Annotated in this window: 25 protein-coding genes; 19 read left to right on the top strand and 6 right to left on the bottom strand. The window is 69.5% G+C overall.

Features of this window, described 5'->3' with window-relative positions; translation table 11 throughout:
* Positions 1-143 precede the first annotated feature (143 nt).
* Positions 144-2,360, top strand: coding sequence for a transcription termination factor Rho (rho, locus tag ABH923_RS18575; protein WP_370056877.1), 2,217 nt, complete (start codon positions 144-146; stop codon positions 2,358-2,360).
* Positions 2,361-2,448: 88 nt separating this feature from the next.
* Entirely contained in the window at positions 2,449-3,525 is a 1,077-nt protein-coding gene (prfA, locus tag ABH923_RS18580) for a peptide chain release factor 1 (RefSeq protein ID WP_370056878.1), read from the top strand.
* Positions 3,526-3,621: 96 nt separating this feature from the next.
* Here the strand turns inward: prfA and epsC are convergent, their stop codons facing one another.
* Together epsC and cysK are read right to left on the bottom strand one after the other, a co-directional pair.
* Positions 3,622-4,191: a serine O-acetyltransferase EpsC gene (gene epsC / locus ABH923_RS18585; protein WP_370056879.1), complete on the bottom strand. Its 570-nt coding sequence runs from the start codon at positions 4,189-4,191 to the stop codon at positions 3,622-3,624.
* 4 nt (positions 4,192-4,195) lie between these two features.
* The gene (gene cysK, locus ABH923_RS18590; RefSeq protein ID WP_370056880.1) at positions 4,196-5,134 is read right to left on the bottom strand and encodes a cysteine synthase A; all 939 of its coding nucleotides are present in this window, start codon (positions 5,132-5,134) and stop codon (positions 4,196-4,198) included.
* A 62-nt stretch (positions 5,135-5,196) separates the two neighbouring features.
* Here cysK and prmC point away from each other — a divergent pair, with 62 nt between their 5' ends.
* Complete coding sequence (gene prmC, locus ABH923_RS18595) at positions 5,197-6,069, top strand: peptide chain release factor N(5)-glutamine methyltransferase (RefSeq protein ID WP_370056881.1); 873 nt, start codon at positions 5,197-5,199, stop codon at positions 6,067-6,069.
* Positions 6,070-6,141: 72 nt separating this feature from the next.
* Here prmC and ABH923_RS18600 read toward each other — a convergent pair whose 3' ends face one another.
* Positions 6,142-7,059, bottom strand: a complete 918-nt coding sequence (locus ABH923_RS18600; RefSeq protein ID WP_370056882.1) for a TetR/AcrR family transcriptional regulator — start codon at positions 7,057-7,059, stop codon at positions 6,142-6,144.
* A 118-nt stretch (positions 7,060-7,177) separates the two neighbouring features.
* On the opposite strand from ABH923_RS18600, the gene ABH923_RS18605 reads away from it, so the two are divergent.
* Both ABH923_RS18605 and ABH923_RS18610 read left to right on the top strand, forming a co-directional pair.
* Positions 7,178-8,074, top strand: a complete 897-nt coding sequence (locus ABH923_RS18605; protein ID WP_370056883.1) for an ATP-binding cassette domain-containing protein — start codon at positions 7,178-7,180, stop codon at positions 8,072-8,074.
* 324 nt (positions 8,075-8,398) lie between these two features.
* A complete protein-coding gene (locus ABH923_RS18610; protein ID WP_370056884.1) occupies positions 8,399-8,884 on the top strand; it encodes an ABC transporter permease in 486 nt (161 codons plus the stop codon).
* 21 nt (positions 8,885-8,905) lie between these two features.
* Here ABH923_RS18610 and ABH923_RS18615 read toward each other — a convergent pair whose 3' ends face one another.
* Positions 8,906-9,532, bottom strand: a complete 627-nt coding sequence (locus ABH923_RS18615; RefSeq protein WP_370056885.1) for an HAD family hydrolase — start codon at positions 9,530-9,532, stop codon at positions 8,906-8,908.
* Between the two features lie 74 nt (positions 9,533-9,606).
* Here ABH923_RS18615 and ABH923_RS18620 point away from each other — a divergent pair, with 74 nt between their 5' ends.
* From ABH923_RS18620 to ABH923_RS18680, 13 genes are all read left to right on the top strand, one after another.
* Complete coding sequence (locus tag ABH923_RS18620; protein WP_370056886.1) at positions 9,607-10,362, top strand: L-threonylcarbamoyladenylate synthase; 756 nt, start codon at positions 9,607-9,609, stop codon at positions 10,360-10,362.
* 4 nt (positions 10,363-10,366) lie between these two features.
* Positions 10,367-11,626 carry an MraY family glycosyltransferase gene (locus ABH923_RS18625; RefSeq protein ID WP_370056887.1) on the top strand — a complete coding sequence of 420 codons (1,260 nt, stop codon included), beginning with the start codon at positions 10,367-10,369 and terminating at the stop codon, positions 11,624-11,626.
* Positions 11,623-12,129, top strand: a complete 507-nt coding sequence (locus tag ABH923_RS18630; RefSeq protein WP_370056888.1) for a hypothetical protein — start codon at positions 11,623-11,625, stop codon at positions 12,127-12,129. The genes ABH923_RS18625 and ABH923_RS18630 overlap by 4 nt, the downstream gene beginning before the upstream one ends.
* Before the next feature lie 174 nt (positions 12,130-12,303).
* Positions 12,304-13,101, top strand: coding sequence for a F0F1 ATP synthase subunit A (gene atpB, locus ABH923_RS18635; RefSeq protein WP_370056889.1), 798 nt, complete (start codon positions 12,304-12,306; stop codon positions 13,099-13,101).
* A 51-nt stretch (positions 13,102-13,152) separates the two neighbouring features.
* Positions 13,153-13,374: an ATP synthase F0 subunit C gene (gene atpE, locus ABH923_RS18640; RefSeq protein WP_064111451.1), complete on the top strand. Its 222-nt coding sequence runs from the start codon at positions 13,153-13,155 to the stop codon at positions 13,372-13,374.
* Positions 13,375-13,405: 31 nt separating this feature from the next.
* Positions 13,406-13,975, top strand: coding sequence for a F0F1 ATP synthase subunit B (locus ABH923_RS18645; RefSeq protein WP_370056890.1), 570 nt, complete (start codon positions 13,406-13,408; stop codon positions 13,973-13,975).
* A complete protein-coding gene (locus ABH923_RS18650; RefSeq protein ID WP_370056891.1) occupies positions 13,975-14,766 on the top strand; it encodes a F0F1 ATP synthase subunit delta in 792 nt (263 codons plus the stop codon). The genes ABH923_RS18645 and ABH923_RS18650 overlap by 1 nt, the downstream gene beginning before the upstream one ends.
* A 33-nt stretch (positions 14,767-14,799) precedes the next feature.
* Positions 14,800-16,437 (top strand): F0F1 ATP synthase subunit alpha, encoded by a 1,638-nt coding sequence (gene atpA, locus ABH923_RS18655; protein ID WP_370056892.1) that lies wholly within the window; start codon positions 14,800-14,802, stop codon positions 16,435-16,437.
* Between the two features lie 26 nt (positions 16,438-16,463).
* Positions 16,464-17,363 carry a F0F1 ATP synthase subunit gamma gene (locus ABH923_RS18660; RefSeq protein ID WP_370056893.1) on the top strand — a complete coding sequence of 300 codons (900 nt, stop codon included), beginning with the start codon at positions 16,464-16,466 and terminating at the stop codon, positions 17,361-17,363.
* Positions 17,364-17,388: 25 nt separating this feature from the next.
* Complete coding sequence (gene atpD / locus ABH923_RS18665; RefSeq protein WP_370056894.1) at positions 17,389-18,852, top strand: F0F1 ATP synthase subunit beta; 1,464 nt, start codon at positions 17,389-17,391, stop codon at positions 18,850-18,852.
* A 1-nt stretch (position 18,853) separates the two neighbouring features.
* On the top strand, positions 18,854-19,114 hold the full coding sequence (locus tag ABH923_RS18670) for a F0F1 ATP synthase subunit epsilon (RefSeq protein WP_370056896.1): 261 nt from the start codon (positions 18,854-18,856) through the stop codon (positions 19,112-19,114).
* A 2-nt stretch (positions 19,115-19,116) separates the two neighbouring features.
* A complete protein-coding gene (locus tag ABH923_RS18675) occupies positions 19,117-19,674 on the top strand; it encodes an AAA family ATPase (protein ID WP_370056897.1) in 558 nt (185 codons plus the stop codon).
* Complete coding sequence (locus ABH923_RS18680; protein ID WP_370056898.1) at positions 19,675-20,475, top strand: YaaA family protein; 801 nt, start codon at positions 19,675-19,677, stop codon at positions 20,473-20,475.
* A 299-nt stretch (positions 20,476-20,774) separates the two neighbouring features.
* On the opposite strand, the gene ABH923_RS18685 is transcribed toward ABH923_RS18680, so the two are convergent.
* Both ABH923_RS18685 and ABH923_RS18690 read right to left on the bottom strand, forming a co-directional pair.
* Positions 20,775-21,401: a DNA-3-methyladenine glycosylase I gene (locus ABH923_RS18685; protein WP_370056899.1), complete on the bottom strand. Its 627-nt coding sequence runs from the start codon at positions 21,399-21,401 to the stop codon at positions 20,775-20,777.
* The gene (locus ABH923_RS18690) at positions 21,398-21,895 is read right to left on the bottom strand and encodes a methylated-DNA--[protein]-cysteine S-methyltransferase (protein ID WP_370056900.1); all 498 of its coding nucleotides are present in this window, start codon (positions 21,893-21,895) and stop codon (positions 21,398-21,400) included. The genes ABH923_RS18685 and ABH923_RS18690 overlap by 4 nt, the downstream gene beginning before the upstream one ends.
* Positions 21,896-22,027: 132 nt before the next feature.
* Between ABH923_RS18690 and ABH923_RS18695 the strand changes: the two genes are divergently transcribed.
* A complete protein-coding gene (locus tag ABH923_RS18695; RefSeq protein ID WP_370056901.1) occupies positions 22,028-22,999 on the top strand; it encodes an aldo/keto reductase in 972 nt (323 codons plus the stop codon).
* Positions 23,000-23,013 lie beyond the last annotated feature (14 nt).

Raw genomic sequence — 23,013 nt, forward strand, 5'->3', positions numbered from 1 at the left:
TGCGCTTTTCGGACCTCCGGAGCATCCGGGAATCCAGAGCGCACCGTAGCGCGGATCAGAACGCAGCACGGTAAGGCAGGCTCACGTGACGATGCTCCACAGCGGCGCGCAGAGTGCGCGCCGGGGGAAAGGAATCCTCTTCAGTGACTGATGTCGAACTCCACGCCGGGGGCGTGGACACCAGCGACCTGACCTCGCTCAAGGTGGCGGAGCTGCAGGCTCTCGCCGCAGAGCTCGGCCTCCAGGGCGCGACCCGGCTCCGCAAGGGCGAGCTGGTCTCGGCGATCGCGGCGGCTCGCGCCGCGGCTGCCGGAACCGAGGCGCCCGCCGAGTCGGAAGCGGCAGAGCCCGTCTCGACCGAGACGGTCCCGGCCGAGACCGAGCAGCAGGCGGACCACGCGACCGCGGCCTCCCAGGTGCTCATCGAGCCGCTCATCGCCGAGCCTGTGGCCGACGAGCCTTTCGCCGGCGACGCCCTCCTCGCCGAGGTCGTCCCGGAGCCGCGTCGCCGCGGCTCGCGCCGGGTCTCCAGCCCGGACGGCACGGGCATCGTCCCGTCGACCAGCGTCGGCGCCGGCACCCACGTCAACACCGGCGAGACCGGTGTCGAGTCGCTCATCCCGGACGTCGACGCTCTGCTCGACTCCGCGCTCGCCTCCCGCGAGCAGGCGCAGCGCGACGGCCAGGGCGGCGGACGCCGTCGCCGCGGCCGCGGTCAGAACGGCCAGGGCCAGCAGAACGGCCAGGAGACCGACGAGCAGTCGGCCGAGGCGCCGGCGCAGGCCGAGCAGGCCCGCGGCGACCAGAACCGTGGCGAGCAGCCCCGTGGCGACCAGAGCGGCGACCAGCAGGGCGACGCCGCCGAGCAGGGCGGTGAGCAGCAGCCCTCCGGCCGCAGCCGCCGCAACCGGAACCGCAACAAGGGCAACGCCCAGAACGACCAGGCCCAGCAGAACCAGCAGGGCGCTCAGCAGAACCAGCAGGGCGGCCAGCAGGCTCAGCAGAACCAGCCGAAGGACCTCCAGGGCGACGGCCAGCAGCGCGGTCAGCAGAACCGCGGCCCGCAGGAGCAGCAGCAGGCCGAGGGCGACCGCGCCGGCCGCTACCGCGACCGCAACCGCAAGCGCCGCGGCGGCGTGGCCGGCGACGAGTTCGAGCCGGAGATCGCCGACGACGACGTGCTGATCCCCGTCGCGGGCATCCTCGACGTGCTGGACAACTACGCGTTCGTCCGCACCACGGGCTACCTCCCCGGCGCCAGCGACGTCTACGTCTCGCTCGGCCAGGTGAAGAAGTACAGCCTCCGGAAGGGCGACGCCGTGGTCGGCGCCATCCGCCAGCCGCGCGACGGCGAGAACAACAGCCGCCAGAAGTACAACGCGCTGGTGAAGGTCGACTCGATCAACGGCCAGACCGTCGAGGAGGCCGCGACCCGCGTCGAGTTCGGCAAGCTCACCCCGCTGTACCCGCAGGAGCGTCTGCGCCTGGAGACCGAGCCCGGCAAGGTCACCCAGCGGATCATCGACCTGGTCGCCCCGATCGGCAAGGGCCAGCGCGGCCTCATCGTCGCGCCCCCGAAGGCCGGCAAGACCATCGTGATGCAGCAGATCGCCAACGCGATCACCACCAACAACCCCGAGGTCCACCTCATGGTGGTGCTGGTCGACGAGCGTCCCGAAGAGGTCACCGACATGCAGCGCACGGTGAAGGGCGAGGTCATCGCCTCCACCTTCGACCGTCCCGCCGAGGACCACACCACCGTCGCGGAGCTCGCGATCGAGCGCGCCAAGCGCCTGGTCGAGCTCGGCCACGACGTGGTCGTGCTGCTCGACTCGATCACCCGCCTCGGCCGCGCGTACAACCTGACGGCGCCGGCCTCCGGTCGCATCCTGTCGGGCGGTGTCGACGCGTCCGCGCTGTACCCGCCGAAGCGCTTCTTCGGCGCAGCGCGCAACATCGAGCACGGCGGCTCGCTGACCATCCTCGCCTCGGCGCTGGTCGAGACCGGCTCCAAGATGGACGAGGTGATCTTCGAGGAGTTCAAGGGCACCGGCAACATGGAGCTCCGCCTGTCCCGCCAGCTCGCCGACAAGCGCATCTTCCCGGCCGTCGACGTCAACGCCTCCGGCACCCGCCGCGAGGAGATGCTGATGGGCCAGGACGAGGTCAAGATCACCTGGAAGCTGCGTCGCGCCCTCGCCGGCGTCGACCAGCAGCAGGCCCTGGAGATCGTGCTCGGCCGCCTCAAGGAGACCTCGAGCAACGTCGAGTTCCTCATGCAGGTGCAGAAGTCGATGCCCGCGCCGGCCAACGGCCACGGCAACGCGCACTCGCACGGCCACGAGAACGACCACCGCTAGCTGACGAAGTGCCCGTCCGCCGCGCCACTGTGCGCGGTGGGCGGGCGCTTTCTCGTTTCCCGCCGGCGCCTCCAGAAAGAAGTCACGCATGTTCGAGTCGGTCAACGGCCTCATCGCCGAGCACGACGACCTCCAGCAGCAGCTCTCCGACCCCGAGCTGCACAGCGACCCTGTGCGCTCCAAGAAGGTGAACCGCCGCTACGCGGAGCTCTCGCGCATCGTCGCCTCGTACAACCAGTGGAAGCAGCTCTCCGACGACCTGGAGGCCGCGCGCGAGCTGGCCGCGGAGGACGAGGCGTTCGCCGAGGAGATCCCCGGCCTGGAGCAGAGCCTGGAGGAGTCCGGCGAGAAGCTGCGCCGCCTGCTGATCCCGCGGGACCCCAACGACAGCCGCGATGTCATCATGGAGATCAAGATGGGGGAGGGCGGGGCCGAGTCCGCGCTGTTCGCCGGCGACCTCCTGCGCATGTACCTGCACTATGCGGACTCGAAGCGCTGGAAGGCCGAGATCATCGAGCAGACCTCCAGCGACCTCGGCGGCATCAAGGACGTGCAGGTCGCCTTCAAGGGGTCGTCGAGCGACCCGGCCGAGGGCGTGTGGGCGCACCTCAAGTACGAGGGCGGCGTGCACCGCGTGCAGCGGGTTCCGGCGACCGAGTCGCAGGGCCGCATCCACACCTCCGCCGCCGGTGTGCTCGTCTTCCCCGAGGTCGACGAGCCCGAAGAGGTGGACATCAACCAGAACGACCTCAAGATCGACGTCTTCCGGTCGTCCGGCCCTGGCGGCCAGTCGGTCAACACGACGGACTCGGCGGTGCGGATCACCCACGTGCCGACCGGCATCGTGGTGTCGATGCAGAACGAGAAGAGCCAGCTGCAGAACCGGGAGGCCGCGATGCGCGTGCTCCGGGCGCGGCTCCTCGCCAAGCAGCAGGAGGAAGCGGACGCCGAGGCGGCCGAGTTCCGCAAGGGCCAGATCCGCACGATGGACCGCTCCGAGCGCATCCGCACCTACAACTTCCCGGAGAACCGGATCGCCGACCACCGCACCGGCTACAAGGCGTACAACCTCGACTCGGTCATGAACGGCGCCCTGGAGCCCGTCATCGAGTCCAACATCCTCGCCGACGAGGAGGCCCGCCTGGCCGACCTCGGCTCCGACTGACGCCGAGACGGCGCAAAGTGGGGCTCTGAGCGCCGAGACGGCGCATTCTCCGCCGCCTCGGCGCTCAGCGGCGCACTTTGCGCCGCCTCGATCGGGTCAGATGTAGAGGGCCGGGTCCTGCCACTCGTCGCCGGCGATCTGCTCGTGGCCGGAGCGCGGGCGGGCCCGCGCGGGCACGCCGGTGAGCACCGAGTCCGGGGGCGCGTCGTGCACGACGACCGCGTTCGCGCCGATCACCGTCCGGGTGCCGATCTCGATCGCGCCCAGCACCTTGGCGCCGGCGCCGACCGTGACATGGTCGTGGATGGTCGGGTGCCGTTTGCCGTGGCCGCTGCCGCGGCCGCCGAGGGTCACGCCGTGGTACAGCATCACGTCGTCGCCGATCCAGGTGGTCTCGCCGATGACGACGCCCATCCCGTGGTCGATGAAGAAGCGGCGGCCGATTCGGGCGCCGGGGTGGATCTCGATGCCGGTCAGGAAGCGGGTGAACTGGGAGAGCATCCGTGCGGGCGTCCGGAAGCCGGCCCGCCAGAGCCGGTGGGCGACGCGGTACGACCAGACGGCGTGGAGGCCGGAGTAGACCAGCGCCACCTCGGCGCCCCCGCGCGCGGCGGGGTCGTGCGTGCGCGCGTTGCGGATGTCCTCGCGCGCCCGGAACAGGGCCACGCCGTCAGTCCAGCAGATCGGCCCAGAGGGCCGTCGAGATGTACCGCTCACCCGTGTCGCAGACGATCGCGACGATGGTCTTGCCCGCGTTCTCCGGCCGTGCCGCGACCTGGAGGGCGGCCCAGATGATCGCGCCGGAGGAGATGCCGGCGAGGATGCCCTCCTCACTGGCGAGCCGCTTTGCCACGGCGATGGAGTCGTCGAACGACACATCGATGACTTCGTCGTAGATGCTGGTGTCCAGGATCTCGGGCACGAAGTTCGCGCCGAGGCCCTGGATCTTGTGCGGGCCCGGCTTGCCGCCGTTGAGGATCGGGGAGTCCGCCGGCTCGACGGCGATCACCTGCACCTCGGGCTTGCGCTCCTTGAGGACCTGGCCGACGCCGGTGATGGTGCCGCCGGTGCCGATGCCGGCGACGAAGATGTCCACTCCGCCGTCCGTGTCCGCCCAGATCTCCTCGGCGGTGGTGGCGCGGTGGATGGCGGGGTTGGCCTCGTTGGCGAACTGGCGCGCCCAGATCGCGTTGTCGTTCTCGGCCACGATCTTCTGGGCGGCCTCCACTGCGCCGCGCATCCCGTCGGGGCCGGGGGTGAGGACGATCTCGGCGCCGAACGCGCGCAGCAGCACGCGGCGTTCCTTGGACATGGTCTCCGGCATGGTCAAGATGACCCTGTAGCCGCGGGCGGCGCCGACCATCGCGAGCGCGATGCCGGTGTTGCCGCTGGTCCCTTCCACGATGATGCCGCCGGGGCGCAGTTCGCCGGACTTCTCGGCGGCGTCGATGATCGCGACGCCGATGCGGTCCTTGACGCTTCCGCCCGGGTTGAAGAACTCCAGCTTCGCCAGCACGGTCGCACCGGCGTCGGCGGCGAGTCTGTTCAGCTTGACGAGGGGAGTGCGTCCGACGGTTTCGGTGATGTTCTCGTAGACCTGTGCTGGCATGGCCTCCACTCTATTCCGCCCGGGGCCTCGGTGGCGGCCTGTGACGGTAAGCTCGTCGGGCCATGTCAGACTCCGCGCCCTCCACCGTCCGCTCCCTCCGCGACGAGACGGTCGCCGCCCTCGCGCAGGCGGGGGTGCCCGACCCGGAGGTGGACGCCGACCTCCTCGTCGCGTTCGTGCTCGGCGTCGGGCGCGGCCGGGTGCAGGCGCTGGTGGTCATGGACACCGCGATCGACGCGGACGACGCCCGCCGGGTCCGCGAGCTCGCCGCCCGCCGGGCCACGCGGGAGCCGCTGCAGCACATCACCGGCGTCGCGCCGTTCCGCTCCCTGGAGCTCGCGGTCGGCCCCGGCGTGTTCGTGCCCAGGCCGGAGACCGAGCAGGTGGTCCAGTTCGCGATCGACGCGCTCCGCGCGGTCCCGTCCGCGGAGCCGGTCGGCGTCGACCTCGGGACGGGCAGCGGCGCGATCGCCCTCGCGATGGCGACGGAGGTCCCGCACGCCCGCGTCTACGCGGTGGAGAAGTCCCCGGAGGCGTTCGCCTGGACGCGCCGCAACGTCGAGTCGGTGGGCGCGAGCAACCTCCAGGCCGTGCTCGGCGACCTCGCCGACGCCCTCCCTCAGCTGGACGGCACGGTGGACGTCGTCATCTCCAACCCGCCGTACGTGCCGGACGACGCGATCCCGCGCGACCCGGAGGTGCGGCTCTTCGACCCGGCCGTGGCGCTCTACGGCGGCGCCGACGGGCTGGACGTCGTGCGCGTCATATCCGGCGTCGCGCGGAGGCTGCTCCGCCCGGGCGGAACCCTCGTGCTGGAGCACGGCGAGCTGCAGGGCGCGCAGATCCGCGAGCTGCTGACCGCCGACGGCTGGCGCGCCGCGGCGACCCACCGCGACCTCACCACCCGCGACCGGGCGACGACCGCGCTGCGCTAGCCCCCGCAGATTCGTGCCGAATGTGCGGTTTCGCGCCGCGAATCGCGACATTCGGCACGAATCCGTGAGCGCTCAGGCGCGCATCGCCCGCTCGCGGGCGCGGGCGATGGCCTCGCGCTCGCGTTTGCGGGCCTCGCGCAGCGCCTTCTCGGCCTCCCGGCGCGCCTTCGTCGCCTCGCGGACGGCCTTGTCGCGCGGCACCGGCTCCGGTCGCGGCTCGTACGCCACGACCGGTTCGCCGGCCGCGCGGGCGGTGACGTAGCGCTCGATCCCGTCCAGGATGCGCTCCAGCCCGAACGCGAAGTCGTCCTGCTCGTCCTCGGCGTCGGAGTAGCCGCCGGAGGCGACCAGGGGAGCGAGGTCGGGGAACCGCTCCGGCGTGACCAGCTCCGCGAGCGCGGCCGTGAACGCCTCCCCGCTCTGCGGCGGCGTCGAGCCCTCCTGGCGCGCCTGCCGCACATCCCGCTCCACGATCCCGACCGCGCGCGCGTACGACGACAGCAGCAGCGCCGTCGACATCTTCTCCGCATCAGCCAGCGGCAGGTCGCGCATCTCGCGCAGCCCCCAGTCGAGCACGGCGAGGTTGTTCGGCATCAGCGGGATGCCGGAGATCGGGATGTCCGGGAACCACGGGTGCGCCTGCATGACCTCGATGGTGGCCATCGACCAGCGCCGCAGCCCGGCGCGCCAGTCCGGCCCGCGGTCGTCCTCGGCCGGGATCGGGACCTCGCACACCGCGTCCTGCATGAGCGCGAGCACATCGTCCTTGCTCGTCACGTAGCGGTACAGGGACATCGTGGTGAAGCCGAGCTCCGTCGCGATCCGGCTCATCGAGACCGCGGACAGGCCCTCCTGGTCGGCGACGCCGATCGCCGTCTCGACGATGCGCTCGATGCTCAGCTCGCGCTTGGGTCCGCGCTGCGGCCGCTCGGCGACGCCCCAGCTCAGCGCGACGGCGCGGGGGAGCGCCTCTTCGACTTCGTCCGCCATTGAGCACGCCTTCCCGGTTCGGTGTTGACACCCATCCTAGAACTGTGTATCACTTAAACGAAATGGTATGCGCCATAAACAGTTTGCAACGTACACAGAACTCGAAAGGAACCGGATCATGACAGCACCAGCGATCGAGGTCGCCGGACTGCGCAAGTCCTTCGGCGCGCAGACCGTCCTCGACGGGGTCGACCTGCGCGTCGAGCGCGGCACCGTGTTCGCCCTGCTCGGACCGAACGGGGCGGGCAAGACGACGTTCATCAACATCCTCAGCACCCTGGTCGCGCCCGACGGCGGCAGCGCGGTGATCTGCGGCCACGACGTCGTCGCCGACCCGGAGGGCGTCAAGCGGTCGATCAGCCTCACCGGCCAGTCCGCGGCGGTGGACGAAGTCCTCACGGCGGAGGAGAACCTCCGCATGATGGCGCGGCTCTCCGGCTTCGGCCGGGCGGAGGCCGCCCAGCGCGCCGCCGAGCTGATCGACGGCTTCGACCTCCGCGACGCCGCCCGCAAGCGCGTGAAGACCTACTCCGGTGGGATGCGCCGCCGCCTCGACCTGGCGCTCAGCCTCGTCGCGACGCCGCCGGTCATCGTCCTCGACGAGCCGACCACCGGGCTCGACACCCGCAGCAGGCAGGCGCTCTGGGCCATCATCCGGGACCTCGCCGCGGGCGGCGTCACCATGCTCCTCACCACGCAGTACCTGGAGGAGGCCGACCAGCTCGCCGACCGGATCGCCGTGCTCGACCACGGCACGATCGTCGCAGAAGGCACGGCCGTCGAGCTCAAAGCGCGTGTCGGCGGGGAGGTCGTGGAGCTCCGCGACGCCGCCGACGAGATCGTCCGCGAACTGCCGACCGACGGCACCGTCGACGGCCTCCGGGACGCGATCGAGGTCCTCGACCGGCTGGGCGTCCCCGGCGCGTCCATCGCCATCCGCAAGCCCAGCCTGGACGACGCGTTCCTCGCGCTCACCGGCAACCGCACCGAATTCCAGAAGGAGGCCGTCCGATGACCGCCCTCACCTCTCCCGTCCTGCCGACCGGCCGCACAGCCTCCCGGCGCGTGGGCCGCGCCACCGCGACAGCGGTGTTCATCGGCCGCAGCGTCCGGCACTCGCTCCGCAATGTCGAGGCGCTGACGATGGCGATCGTCCTCCCGGTGATGCTGATGCTGCTGTTCACCTTCGTGTTCGGCGGTGCGCTCGACAAGGAAGGCGGCTACGTCGACTACGTCGTGCCGGGTATCATCCTGCTCTGCGCCGGGTTCGGAGCCTCCAGCACCGCGGTCGACGTGGCCGAGGACATGAGCAACGGCATCGTCGACCGGTTCCGCACCCATGCCGCTCCAGGCCGGCGGCGTGGTCACGGGGCACGTCGTCGCCAGCCTCCTGCGCAACCTGCTCGCGACCGGGGTCGTGATCGGCGTCGCGCTCGCGGTCGGCTTCCGCCCGACCGCGAACGCGCTCGAATGGCTGGGCGCGCTCGGGATGGTCGCGCTCTTCATCCTCGCCATCACCTGGCTCTACGCGGCGATCGGACTCGCGGCGGCCAACCCGACCGCCGCCAGCGGCTACGGGTTCGCGCTGCTGTTCGTGCCGTACCTGTCGAGCGCGTTCGTGCCCACCGACACGATGCCGACCTGGCTGCAGTGGATCGCGCAGAACCAGCCGATCACGCCGATCATCGAGACCATCCGCGCGCTCCTGTTCGGGCGCGACCCCGGCAGCGAGCTCTGGTGGGCGCTGGGCTGGTGCGCGGTGATCATCGCGGGGGCCTACGTCTGGGCGGTGTGGCTGTTCCGTCGCAAGACCGGGAGGCGCTGAGCGGGACGCTCAGCGCTCACCTCACCGCTCCGCGAACGCGCGGATCGCGGTGAGCATCCCGTCCGTGTCGAACGTCCCGTCGTCGGCGCGCGTGAAGTGGTGGGCATGCATCCCCGCCTCACGCGCGCCTTCGACGTTCGCGAGCGAGTCGTCGAACAGGATGGCGTCCTCCGGCCGCGCGCCGAACCTCCCGAGCGCCCGGGTGTAGATGCGCCGCTCCGGCTTGCGTGCTCCGAGCACCGCGGAGACCAGGTCGTTGCTGCCGAGGATGTCCGCCACCTCCGGCATCAGCACCGGCAGCGAGTCCTTGAACGGGATCGGGTTGTTGGACAGCAGCGAGACGGTCCCGAGCCCGGCGGCCACCCGCAGCGCCTCGATCGACCCGTCGATGCGGGTCATCGCGGCCTTCCTGGCCTCCTGCCACTGCTCCAGCGTGAGATGCGCTCCCGTCACCTCCGCGAACGCCGCGAGGTACTCGTCGCTCGTCGCGTACTCGCCGATCTCGGCGGCGCGCTCGTGGCCTCCGGCCCACCAGCTCGACGCGAGCCGGTACTGGCTCACGCCGCTCAGCTCCGCGAGGCGGGGGAGCCGTTTGTGGAAGTCGTAGTCGTACAGGGTCTTGTCGCAGTCGAAGAAGTAGACGTCCATCGCCACCAGTATCGTCCCGCACGGGGCGCTGTCGCAGGGAACCTTGCACTGGCTCAACTATCATGGGTGCCGTCATGGCTCCCATCTACGACTGCTCCGTCGACTCCGAACTGCTCACCGGCATGCGCCTCGCCCGCGGGGCGATCGGCCGCGGCGAGCTCGTCGTGATCCCCACCGACACGGTTTACGGTGTCGCCGCCGACGCCTTCAGCCCGGCCGCGGTGCAGCGGCTCCTCGACGCGAAGGGACGCGGCCGTCAGTCGCCGCCTCCGGTGCTCGTGCCCGGCATCCCCACGCTCGCCGCGCTGGCCGAGCAGGTCCCCGCCGAGGTCGACGCGCTCGTGCGTGAGTTCTGGCCGGGCGGCCTCACCATCGTCCTGCCCGCCGCACCCTCCCTGGTCTGGGATCTCGGCGAGACCAAGGGCACCGTCGCGCTGCGCATGCCGCAGGACCAGATCGCCCTGGAGATCCTCTCCGAGACCGGCCCGCTGGCCGTCTCCTCCGCCAACCTCACCGGCCGTCCGGCCGCCCGCACCGCTGCGGAGGCGGAGGCCATGCTCGGCGAGTCCGTCTCCATCTACCTCGACGGGGGAGAGGCCGGCACCGCGTACGAGCGCGTGGAGGGCAAGGACTCCTCCTCCACCATCGTCGACGCGACCGCGCTGGCTGCCGGCGCGGGCAAGCTCCGCATCCTCCGGCACGGCGTCATCACGGCCGAACAGCTCCGCGCCGTCGTGGGCGACGCGCTCGCCGACGAGTCCGACATGGCCGACGAGCAGGACGCGGTCGACGAGGCCGAGGCGGTCGCCGACACCGCCGCGGACACCTGAGCCCGTGACCCTCTTCCTTGCCCTCGCACTCATCTCGGCCGTCATCACGTTCGGGATGTCCCTTGTGGTCTACCGGGTGGCGATGCGCTTCAAGCTCTACCCGAAGATCCGGGAGCGCGACGTCCACACCCGGCCGACGCCCCGGCTCGGCGGCGTCGCGATGTTCCTCGGGATCCTCGTGGCGTTCGGCATCGCGTGGCTGCTGTCCAGCCAGTTCGGCGTGCTCTCGCTGATCTTCTCGGACGCGGGCCCCATCATCGCGATCCTGGGCGCTGCCCTGCTCATCGTCGTGCTGGGGGTCGCCGACGACCTGTGGGACCTCGACTGGATGACCAAGCTCGCCGGGCAGTTCGTCGCGGCAGGGATCGTCGCCTGGCTGGGCGTGCAGATCTACTCGCTGCCGATCGGCGGCCTCACCATCGGCTCGCCGGTGATGAGCATCCTGATCACGCTGTTCGCGATCGTGCTCGTGATGAACGCCATCAACTTCATCGACGGCCTGGACGGCCTCGTCGCCGGTGTCGCGCTCATCGCCAACGGCACGTTCCTCGTCTACACGTACCTGCTGCAGCGCGACATCAGCCCGCAGAACTACTTCAGCCTCGCCGGCGTCATCGCGGCCATCCTGGTCGGCGCGTGCGCGGGCTTCCTGCCGCTCAACTGGCATCCGGCGAAGATGTTCATGGGCGACGCCGGCGCCCTGCTGATCGGCCTGCTGATGGCGACCTCGGCCATCTCGGTGACCGGCACGATCAACCCGGAGGCGCTGCAGACGCTCGGCAAGTCGTCGCTGGTGCCCGCGTTCATCCCGGTGACCATCCCGTTCGCGGTGCTCGTCATCCCACTGCTCGACTTCGGGCTGGCGGTCGTGCGCCGGCTGCGGGCGGGCAAGTCGCCGTTCAGCGCGGACCGCAAGCACCTGCACCACCGGCTGCTCGACATGGGCCACTCGCACCTGCACGCCGTGCTGATCTTCTACGCGTGGACCGCCGTGCTGTCGATCGGGTGCCTGCTGTTCTTCTTCGACCCGTACTGGATGGCCATCGTCTTCGTCGCGATCGGCCTGGTGATCTGCACCGCGATCACACTCGCGCCGCTCAGCCGCCGCAAGCTCAACGAGGCCGTCGCCGAGCTCGCCCCTGCGGGGAGCAAGGAGGCCGAGGAGACGGCGAAGTACGACCAGCTCGACATCGCGAGCGAAAGCATTCCCGTGACTATTCCGCCGGGCGACACCGACGGCCCCACCAGCAAGGAGACCCGATGACCGACCACCAGGACGGCGCACCCGCCCCGCGGCCGGACCACACCCCGAAGGCCACCCCTCAGCAGCCCACCTCGACCCCGGTGCTGAGGGACGTGCTGAAGTACGGCCTGATCCTCGCCGTGATCATCGCGGTGGTCGGGATGGTGCTCGGCGGGATCTTCGCCGGCTGGGTCGGCGTCACGAGCGCGCTGATCGGCACCGTGATGGCCGCGGTCTTCCTCGGCATCACCGCGCTCAGCATCCTGATCGCCAACCGCTTCATCGGCTCCGACCTGTTCGTCGGGCTGTTCTTCGGCATCGTGCTGGGCGGCTGGATCGTGAAGTTCGTGCTCTTCATCGTGCTCGCGATCCTGCTGCGCGACCAGCCGTGGATCAACCCCACCGTGCTGTTCCTGAGCCTGATCGCGGGCGTCATCGGGTCGCTCGTGGTCGACATGATCGTGGTGTTCCGGTCGCGGATTCCTTACGCCAGCGACGTCACGCTGCCGGGGGACAAACGCTGAACCTTATCCGATTCGTTACCGGTTGAAAACTCTTGTAGAGTTGTCAGTGATCCCCCACCCGTCGCGCCCACGTAACGCCGGAGCGCAACTCATATCGGGTGTCCACCGTTCGTCGTCGCGAGAGCTTTCCAGCTCGACGCCCCGAAACAGGAGATAGCGCTGTTAGCTAACGCTGTGAACCTGCTGGTCCAGGCCTCAAGCTCCGATGGAGGAAGCTTCCAAGGCCCATCGATCAACGAGTTCTTCCCACCCACCCTGTTCACCATCGGCGGACTCGAGTTCAACCGCATCGTCGTCGTGCGCCTCATCGCGCTGGTCGTGCTGATCCTGGTCTTCTGGCTCGGCACGCGCAAGATGACGATCGTGCCCCGCCGGTTCCAGTCGGTCGTCGAGATGGGCCTCGACTTCGTCCGCGTCAACATCGGGGAGGACCTGCTCGGCCGCAAGGACGGCCGCCGGTTCCTGCCGCTGCTGACCACCATCTTCTTCATGGTGCTGTTCTTCAACCTGACCGGCGCCATCCCGTTCCTCAACATCGCGGGCACCTCGGTGATCGCGCTGCCGTTGCTGCTCGCCGTCGTGGCCTATGTCACGTTCATCTACGCGGGCATCAAGAAGAGCCCGAAGAACTTCTTCAAGAACTCCCTGTTCCCGCCCGGCGTGCCGCCGTTCCTCTACATCATCGTGACGCCGATCGAGTTCATCTCGACCTTCGTCCTGCGGCCGATCACGCTGACGCTCCGACTCCTGATGAACATGGTCGTCGGGCACCTGCTGCTCGTCCTGTTCTTCACCGCGACCTCGTTCTTCTTCTTCGAGGTCGGCGGCTGGTGGGCGCTCTTCGGTGTCGGAACCTTCGCCTTCGGCTTCGCATTCACCCTCTTCGAGATCCTGGTGGCTGTCCTCCAGGCCTACGTCTTCGCACTGCTCACGGCTGTCTACATCCAGCTCGCAGTCGCCGAGGAACACTAAGAACGATCCGCGCGCCCGCACGGATCGCCATCACGGAAGGAAATACATAACGTGGACATCGCTGCTATCAACGGCAACATCGCCACTGTCGGATACGGCCTCGCCGCCATCGGCCCGGCCATTGGCGTTGGCATCGTCGTCGGCAAGACCATCGAGGGCGTCGCCCGTCAGCCTGAGCTGGCCGGCCGTCTCCAGGTCCTGATGTACATCGGTATCGCGTTCACCGAGGCGCTCGCCTTCATCGGTATCGCTACCTACTTCATCTTCGTCTGATCCTCTTTAGCCCATCCCGTAAGGAGGAACGATGCTCAACAGTGTCGTGATCGCCGCGGCGGAGGAGCACCCTAACCCGCTCATTCCGCAGTGGCCGGACATCATCGCCTCGCTGATCTGCTTCATCATCATCCTGTTCTTCTTCTGGAAGCTGGTCCTTCCGCGCATGCGGAAGCTCCTGGATGAGCGTGCTGAGGCGATCGAGGGCAACATCGCCAAGGCCGACGAGGCTCAGCACAAGGCCGAGGCGCTGCTCGAGGAGTACACCGCGCAGCTCGCCGACGCGCGCGCCGAGGCGGCCAAGATCCGCGAGACGGCCCGCACCGACGGTCAGAAGATCGTCGCGGAGGCCAAAGACAACGCCACCGCAGAAGCCGCGCGCGTGACCGCAGCCGCCCAGGCCCAGATCGAGGCGGAGCGCCAGGGCGCGCTCGTCTCGCTCCGCGGCGAAGTCGGCTCGCTCGCGATCGACCTCGCCTCCGGCGTCGTCGGCGAGGTGCTCACGGACGACAAGAAGGCCCAGGCGATCGTCGATCGCTTCCTGGCCGACCTCGAGTCCGCCGACGCCCGGAAGGCCCAGGAAGCAGGGTCGAGCAACTGATGGGAAGCGCCTCCAGAGAAGCACTGGCCCGATCCGTCTCGGCGCTCGCCGAGCTCGGGTCCAAGGCCGATCTGGCGACGGCTGAAGACCTGTTCGCCGCAGGACGAGTCGTCGCAGACTCCGCCCAGCTCCGTGCGGTCCTCAGCGACCCCTCGGCGTCCGCCGAGGGCAAGACCGCGCTGGTCCAGCGCGTCTTCGCGTCGCTCTCGGCGCCAGCGGTCGAGCTGCTGACCGTCGTCGCCGGCGAGCGCTGGTCCGGCCAGGACGACGTCCTTGCCGCGATCGAGGAGCTCGGCATCCGCTCGATCGCCGCCTCCGCGCCCCGGAACGTGGACATCCCTGGCGAGCTCTTCGCATTCGGAGGCGCCGTGACCTCCGACGCGGGGCTCGAGCTCGCGCTCCGCAGCAAGCTCGCAGCGCCCGAGGCGAAGGCCGCTCTCGCCGAGCGCCTGCTCGCGGGCAAGGCGTCGATGCAGACCGTCGCGATCGCGCGCCAGCTCGTGCTGCAGCCGCGCGGCCGCAGCGTCCGCGAGTCGCTGCGCGAGGCCGCCCGCATCGTGGCCTCCCAGTACGGCCAGGCGATCGCCACGGTCGTCACCGCCACGCCGCTCCCGGCCGAGCAGGCCGAGCGCCTCCGCGCGAGCCTCGCCGCGACGTACGGCGACCTCAAGCTCAACGAGGTCGTCGACCCGGCGATCCTCGGCGGCCTGCGCGTGCAGATCGGCGACGACGTCATCGACGGAAGCGTCGCGTCGCGCCTCACCGAACTCCGACTTCAGCTCGCGGGCTGACCGCCCTAGAGAGAAACCCAGATAGGGAAAACGATGGCAGACATTCAGATCAGCCCCGATGAGATCCGGGACGCGCTCAAGGACTTCGTCTCGAAGTACGAGCCGGCCGGCGCCTCCACCACCGAGGTCGGGCACGTCCTCGACGCCTCCGACGGCATCGCGCACGTCGAGGGCCTCCCCGGCGTGATGGCCAACGAGCTCATCCGCTTCGCGGACGGCACCCTGGGCCTGGCGCAGAACCTCGACGAGAACGAGGTCGGCGTCGTGGTCCTCGGCGAGTTCGACCAGATCGTCGAGGGCATGGAGGTGACCCGCACCGGCGAGGTCCTCTCCGTCCCCGTCGGCGACGGCTACCTCGGCCGCGTGGTCGACCCGCTCGGCAACCCGATCGACGGCCTCGGCGAGATCGCCTCGGAGGGCCGCCGCGCGCTCGAGCTCCAGGCCCCCGGCGTGATGCAGCGCAAGTCGGTGCACGAGCCGCTCCAGACCGGCATCAAGGCGATCGACGCCATGATCCCCGTCGGCCGCGGCCAGCGCCAGCTCATCATCGGCGACCGCCAGACCGGCAAGACGGCCATCGCGATCGACACGATCATCAACCAGAAGGCCAACTGGGAGTCCGGCGACGTCAACAAGCAGGTCCGCTGCATCTACGTCGCGATCGGCCAGAAGGGCTCGACCATCGCCTCGGTGAAGGGCGCGCTCGAGGACGCCGGCGCGATGGAGTACACCACCATCGTCGCGGCCCCGGCCTCCGACCCGGCCGGCTTCAAGTACCTCGCCCCCTACACCGGTTCGGCCATCGGCCAGCACTGGATGTACGGCGGCAAGCACGTCCTGATCATCTTCGACGACCTGTCGAAGCAGGCGGAGGCCTACCGCGCCGTCTCCCTCCTCCTGCGCCGTCCGCCGGGACGCGAGGCCTACCCGGGCGACGTCTTCTACCTGCACTCCCGCCTGCTGGAGCGTTGCGCCAAGCTCTCCGACGAGCTGGGCGCCGGCTCGATGACCGGTCTGCCGATCATCGAGACGAAGGCCAACGACGTCTCGGCGTACATCCCGACCAACGTGATCTCGATCACCGACGGCCAGATCTTCCTGCAGTCCGACCTGTTCAACGCCAACCAGCGTCCGGCGGTCGACGTGGGCATCTCGGTCTCGCGAGTCGGCGGCGACGCGCAGGTCAAGTCGATCAAGAAGGTCTCCGGCACGCTCAAGCTCGAGCTGGCGCAGTACCGCTCGCTCGAAGCGTTCGCGATGTTCGCGTCCGACCTCGACCAGGCCAGCCGTCGTCAGCTCGCCCGAGGCGCACGCCTCACCGAGCTGCTCAAGCAGCCGCAGTACTCGCCGTTCCCGGTGGAGGAGCAGGTCGTCTCGATCTGGGCCGGCACCAACGGCAAGCTCGACGAGGTCGCGGTGGAGGACATCCTCCGCTTCGAGGCCGAGCTGCTCGACCACCTGCGCCGCAACACCGACATCCTCACCACCCTGCGCGACACGAACGTCCTCGACGACGACACCGTGTCGAAGCTCGGCGAGGAGGTCGACAAGTTCAAGCTCGAGTTCCAGACGGGCGAGGGCAAGCCGCTCGCCTCGGTCGGCCGCGAGGAGTTCCAGGCCAGCGCCGCAGAGGACGTCAACCAGGAGCGCATCGTCAAGGCGAAGCGCTGAGCACGGATAGGTACTGAGGAAGACACATGGGAGCACAGCTTCGGGTCTACCGGCAGAAGATCAAGTCTGCCCAGACGACCAAGAAGATCACCCGTGCGATGGAGCTGATCTCCGCCTCACGCATCCAGAAGGCGCAGGCCAGGGTCGCCGCGTCCACGCCGTACGCCCGCGCGATCACGCGCGCGGTGTCGGCGGTGGCGACCTACTCGAACGTCGAGCACGTCCTCACCACGGAGCCGGAGAAGATCGAGCGCGCCGCGATCGTCATCTTCTCGTCGGACCGCGGCCTCGCGGGCGCGTTCAACTCGAACGTGCTCAAGGAGTCGGAGAAGCTCGCCGAGCTGCTCCGGAGCCAGGGCAAGGAGGTCGTCTACTTCCTGATCGGGCGCAAGGCGCAGGGCTACTTCAGCTTCCGTCGCCGCGGGTTCGAGCGGGTGTGGACGGGCAACACGGACAGCCCGGAGTTCGAGCAGGCCAAGGAGATCGCCGACGCGGTCCTCGAGTCCTTCCTGCGTGACGCATCGGACGGCGGCGTGGACGAGATCCATGTCATCTACAACCGCTTCATCAGCATGCTGACCCAGGAGCCCCAGATCGTCCGCCTGCTTCCGCTGGAGGTCGTCGAGGGCATGGAGGAGCCGGACCGCACGCAGGTCCTGCCGCTCTACGAGTTCGAGCCCGACGTCAACACGGTGCTCGACTCGCTCCTGCCGGTCTACATCGAGAGCCGCATCTTCAACGCGATGCTGCAGTCCGCCGCCTCCAAGCACGCGGCCACGCAGAAGGCCATGAAGGCCGCGAGCGACAACGCCGACAAGCTCATCACCGACTACACGCGACTGGCCAACAACGCCCGCCAGGCGGAGATCACCCAGCAGATCTCCGAGATCGTGGGCGGCGCTGACGCGCTGAGCTCGGCAAAATAATCGTCCTAACGAGAGAGAACGAATCATGACTACCGCTACCGCCGAAGCCCAGGCTTCGACCGCGCAGCCGGCCGGCGTGGGACGCATCGCCCGCGTCACCGGTCCGGTCGTCGACATCGAGTTCCCGCACGACTCGATCCCTGGCATCTACAACGCCCTGAAGACCACCATCACGATCGGCGAGGAGTCGACCGAGATCACGCTCGAGGTCGCACAGCACCTCGGCGACGACCTCGTCCGTGCCATCGCCCTGAAGCCGACCGACGGCCTGGTCCGCGGCGGCGAGGTGCGCGACACCGGCTCGCCCATCACGGTGCCCGTCGGTGACGTCACCAAGGGCAAGGTCTTCAACGTGACCGGCGACATCCTCAACGGCGAGCCCGGCGAGAAGATCGAGATCAGCGAGCGCTGGTCCATCCACCGCCAGCCGCCGGCGTTCGACCAGCTCGAGTCGAAGACCCAGCTGTTCGAGACCGGCATCAAGGTCATCGACCTCCTCACCCCGTACGTCCAGGGCGGCAAGATCGGCCTGTTCGGCGGCGCGGGCGTCGGCAAGACCGTCCTCATCCAGGAGATGATCCAGCGCGTCGCGCAGGACCACGGCGGTGTGTCGGTGTTCGCCGGTGTCGGCGAGCGCACCCGTGAGGGCAACGACCTCATCCACGAGATGGAGGAGGCTGGCGTCTTCGACAAGACCGCGCTCGTCTTCGGCCAGATGGACGAGCCGCCGGGAACGCGTCTGCGCGTAGCCCTGTCCGCGCTGACGATGGCGGAGTACTTCCGCGACGTGCAGAAGCAGGACGTGCTGCTCTTCATCGACAACATCTTCCGCTTCACGCAGGCGGGCTCCGAGGTCTCCACGCTGCTCGGCCGCATGCCGTCCGCGGTGGGCTACCAGCCGAACCTCGCCGACGAGATGGGCCTCCTCCAGGAGCGCATCACGTCGACCCGCGGCCACTCGATCACCTCGCTGCAGGCGATCTACGTGCCGGCCGACGACTACACCGACCCGGCTCCGGCGACCACGTTCGCGCACCTCGACGCCACGACCGAGCTCTCCCGTGAGATCGCGTCGAAGGGCCTGTACCCGGCCGTCGACCCGCTGACCTCGACCTCGCGTATCCTCGACCCCCGCTACCTGGGCGCCGACCACTACCGCGTGGCCACCACGGTCAAGCAGATCCTCCAGAAGAACAAGGAGCTGCAGGAGATCATCGCGATCCTCGGTGTCGACGAGCTGTCCGAAGAGGACAAGATCACCGTGTCGCGCGCCCGCCGCATCCAGCAGTTCCTCTCGCAGAACACCTACATGGCGAAGAAGTTCACCGGTGTCGAGGGCTCGACCGTCCCGCTGAAGGACACCATCGAGTCGTTCGACGCCATCGCCAAGGGCGAGTTCGACCACGTCGCCGAGCAGGCGTTCTTCAACGTCGGTGCGATCACCGACGTCGAGGAGAAGTGGGCGCAGATCCAGAAGGAGAACGGCTGACATGGCTGTCCTCACCGTCAGCGTCGTCGCTGCCGACCACGAAGTGTGGTCGGGCGAGGCGAGCATGGTCGTCGCGCGGACCGTGGAAGGGCAGATCGGTATCCTGCCCGGCCACGAGCCGCTGCTCGCCATCCTCGCCCAGGGCGAGGTGCGCGTGACCCTGAACGGCGGGGAGTCGATCCGGGCGCAGGCCGACGACGGCTTCCTCTCCGTGGAGAACAACACGGTCACGATCGTGGCCCGTCAGGCCGAGCTGGTCTGACGATGTCCGACCAGAAAGCCCCGCTCGAACGTCAGTTCGGCGACGTCCGCGTCCCCGTGCTGATCGTGACGGCGGGGCTTCCCGGTTCGGGCAAGTCCACCATCGCGGAGATCATCGCGGGCCGGCTCGGCGCGACGGCGATCTCGGTGGACCCGATCGAGGCCGCGATCCTCAAAGCCGGCATCGACTCCGACCAGCCGACAGGCCTCGCCGCATACCTGGTGGCCGAGCGGATGGCCGAGCAGGTGCTCGTCAGCGGCCACTCGGTCGTCGTGGACGCCGTCAACGCCGTCGAGCCCGCGCGTCTGCAGTGGCGCGACCTGGCCCAGCGCTGCGGCGTGAAGCTGCGCATCGTGGAGACCGTGTGCTCGGACGACGAGCTGCACGAGCAGCGCCTCGCGAAGCGCACCGGCCTGATCGCCGCGTACGCCGTCGAGCAGAGCATCGACGAGTACGTCGAATGGAAGGGCGCCGCGGCGTCGCTTCCGCGGGTGACCCTGGACACTGCCCGCCCGCTCGGCGAGAACGTCGACGCGGCACTCGCCTTCCTGGCGGGCTGAGTGCTCGTCCTGCTGCCCCCGTCGGAGACCAAGCGCGACGGGGGAGAGGGGGAGCCGCTCGCCCTGAAGTCGCTCGGTTTCCCCGCACTGAACGCGACCCGCAGGGGCGTCGTCGCCGACACCGTCGCGCTGTCGCGCACCCCGGAGGCCGCGGCGAAGGCGCTCAAGCTGGGCCCGAAGCAGGCGCACGAGGTCCAGCGGAACCGCGGCCTGCGCCGGGCGGCGACGATGCCTGCGCTGCTGCGCTACACCGGCGTGCTCTACGACGCTCTCGACGCGCCGTCGCTGACCCCGGAGCAGTGGCGGTTCGCCGCGCGCTCCGTCGCGGTGCAGTCCGCGCTGCTGGGGCTGGTGCGCGCGGACGACCGGATCCCGGCCTACCGGCTGTCGTTCGACTCGCGGCTCTCGCCGGCGCTCAAGAAGCGCTGGGCCGCGGTGTGCGCCGCGGAGCTCGCGGCCGTCGACGGCGTCATCCTCGACCTCCGGTCGGAGGGCTACGCCGCGCTCGGACCGCTGCCCGAACGCGAGGGCGTGCACTACCTGCGCGTGCTCGCCCGGGACGAGAGCGGCACCGTTCGTGCGCTCAACCACTTCAACAAGCAGGCCAAGGGCCTGTTCGCGCGCGCCCTCATCGAGCGGGGCGAGGACTTCGCCTCCACGGACGCGCTGCTCGCCTGGGCCGCCGCCGAGGGCTACGAGCTGACGCGCTCGGCCGAGCGGATGGGCGAGCTCGACCTCGTCGTCCCGGAGGTCGTCGGGGTACCGGGGAAGCTCAGCGCGGTGCTTCGTTCAGCTGGCTGAGCATCTGCTTCGGGGTGCGACGGGACGGTGGTGCTCCGCGCGTAAGTGAGATATGCTCATGTCACGAGAGAAGGGACATCCCCGCCAGTCCCGGCGCCGTGAACGCCGGAAGACCCACATACCAGTCGGGCCGACGCGCAGATCGCGGACACATCATACGGATGTGCCGAGTCCGGAACCGGTGTGGCGGCAGCACAGTAAGTTCCGCCTGCGGTCGGGCACGAGCGGACGCGCCGTCACCAGCGAGAACGGTTCCGAGATCGACTTCGCCGGCCCGACTCTCTCCTGCCCGCTGTGCGTCAGGTGGCGCGGAAGCAGCCCTCGAAGTGGTCGTCCACCATCCCGGTCGCCTGCATGAGCGCGTACATCGTGGTCGGCCCGACGAAGCGGAATCCGCGACGCCGCAGCTCCTTGCTCATCGCCGTCGACTCCTCGGTGACCGCCGGGACGTCGTGCCACTCGCGCGGCCGAGGCCGGGAGCCGGTCGGGGCGAAGCCCCACATCAGCTCCTCCAGCGGCACGTCGAGCGCGAGGGTCGCGCGCGCGTTCGAGATGGTCGCCTCGATCTTGCCGCGATGACGGATGATGCGCTCGTCGCCCAGCAGCCGCAGCACGTCGGTCTCGGTCATCGCCGCGACGCGCTCCGGGACGAAGCCGTGGAAGACCTCGCGGAACGCCGGCCGGCGCCGGAGGATCGTGATCCACGACAGCCCGGCCTGGAAGCCCTCCAGGCAGAGCTTCTCGTAGAGTGCGCGGGGATCGTGCTGCGGCGTGCCCCACTCCTCGTCATGGTACCGCCGGTACTCGGGGTCGTTCGCCGACCACGAGCACCTGGCCCGGCCGTCGTCGCCGGTCGCGAGGGCCGCGCGCGCGACGGTCTCGGGCGGGAGGGAGGGCGTCGTCTCGGTCTGATCCGTCGTGCTCATGCCGCGAGGGTGATCCCCTCGTGCTCCAGCAGCCACAGCTTGGTGGGGATACCCTCGCCTCCGCTGTACCCGGTGATCTTGCCGGTGGACGAGAGGACGCGGTGGCAGCCGATGATGATGGGCACCGGGTTCGCCCCGACGGCGCCGCCGATGGCGCGCCCGTAGCCCGGGTGGCCGAGCGAGAGCCCGAGCTCGCCGTACGTGGTGAGTGTGCCGTACTCCAGCGACGTGAGGCGTTCCCAGACGGCGGTGCGGAACGCGGTGCCGGCCAGGTGGACGGGGACGTCGAACTCCCGCCGCGTGCCCGCGAAGTACTCCTCGAGCTGGGCAGCAGCCTTCTCGAGGACGGCGTCGCGGTTCTCGGGGAGGTCGTCGTGGGGGAGCACGTCGTCGCGTGCGATCGAGAGGGAGGTGACGGCCTCGCCGTCGCCGGTCAGCTCGATGCGGCCGATGGGGCTCGGCATCCGGAGGAGGGTGATCGTGGAACTGCTCATGGATCGACTCTACGGCCGGCCACCGACAGCCACTCGCGGAAATCGGACATCGGGGATAAGTCGTCTTCCGGCCGTTCCTGTGGAGGACTGATCGGTCGGAGCGCACCCCGGCCGCTGCCTAGACTCGACAGCATGGCGAACATCGAATACCGCACCCTCGGCACCTCCGGCCTGGTCGTCTCGACCATCGGCCTCGGCTGCAACAACTTCGGCCGCGCGGGCACGGCCACCGAGACCCAGGAGGGCGCCGACGCGGTCATCGGCGCCGCCATCGACGCCGGCGTGACGTTCTTCGACACCGCCGACATCTACGGCAAGGAGCGCGGGCTCTCGGAGACGCTGATGGGAGCTTCCCTGCAGGGCAAGCGCGACCGGATCGTGCTGGCCACCAAGTTCGGCATGGACATGGCGGGCGCCAACGGCCCCGACTGGGGCGTGCGCGGCTCCCGCCGCTACATCCGGCTCGCCGTGGAGTCGTCGCTGCGCCGGCTGCGCACCGACTGGATCGACCTCTACCAGCTGCACACGCCCGACCCGGTGACGCCGATCGAGGAGACCCTGGCGACGCTGGACGACCTCATAGCGGAGGGCAAGATCCGCTACATCGGGCACTCGAACCTCGTCGGCTGGCAGATCGCGGAAGCCGAGTTCACCGCGCGGCTCGCGGGGCACCCGAGGTTCGTCTCCTCGCAGAACGAGTACAGCCTGCTGGTCCGCGGCGCCGAGCGCGAGGTGCTGCCCGCGGTCAACGCCTACGGCCTCGGGTTCCTGCCGTTCTTCCCGCTGTACAACGGGCTCTTCACGGGCAAGTTCAGCCGCTCGGGAGGTCCGGCGGACAGCCGTATCATGATGATCCGCAAGCACCTGCTCGACAACGCGCCGTGGGACGCGATCGAGCGCTACCAGGCGTTCTGCGACGAGCGCGGCGTCACGATGCTGCAGGCGACCTTCGCGTGGCTGCTCGCCCAGCCGGGGCTCACCAGCGTGATCGCCGGGGCGACCCGTCCCGAGCAGATCGTCGCCAACGCGGAGGCGGCGACCGCGTGGACGCCGACGGCGGATGATATTGCGACGATCTCCGCCATCTTTTCGTTCGAAAGCTGAGGTTCCCGCGCGAC

The sequence above is a fragment of the Leifsonia sp. EB41 genome (assembly GCF_041262565.1).
Classification (GTDB): domain Bacteria; phylum Actinomycetota; class Actinomycetes; order Actinomycetales; family Microbacteriaceae; genus Leifsonia.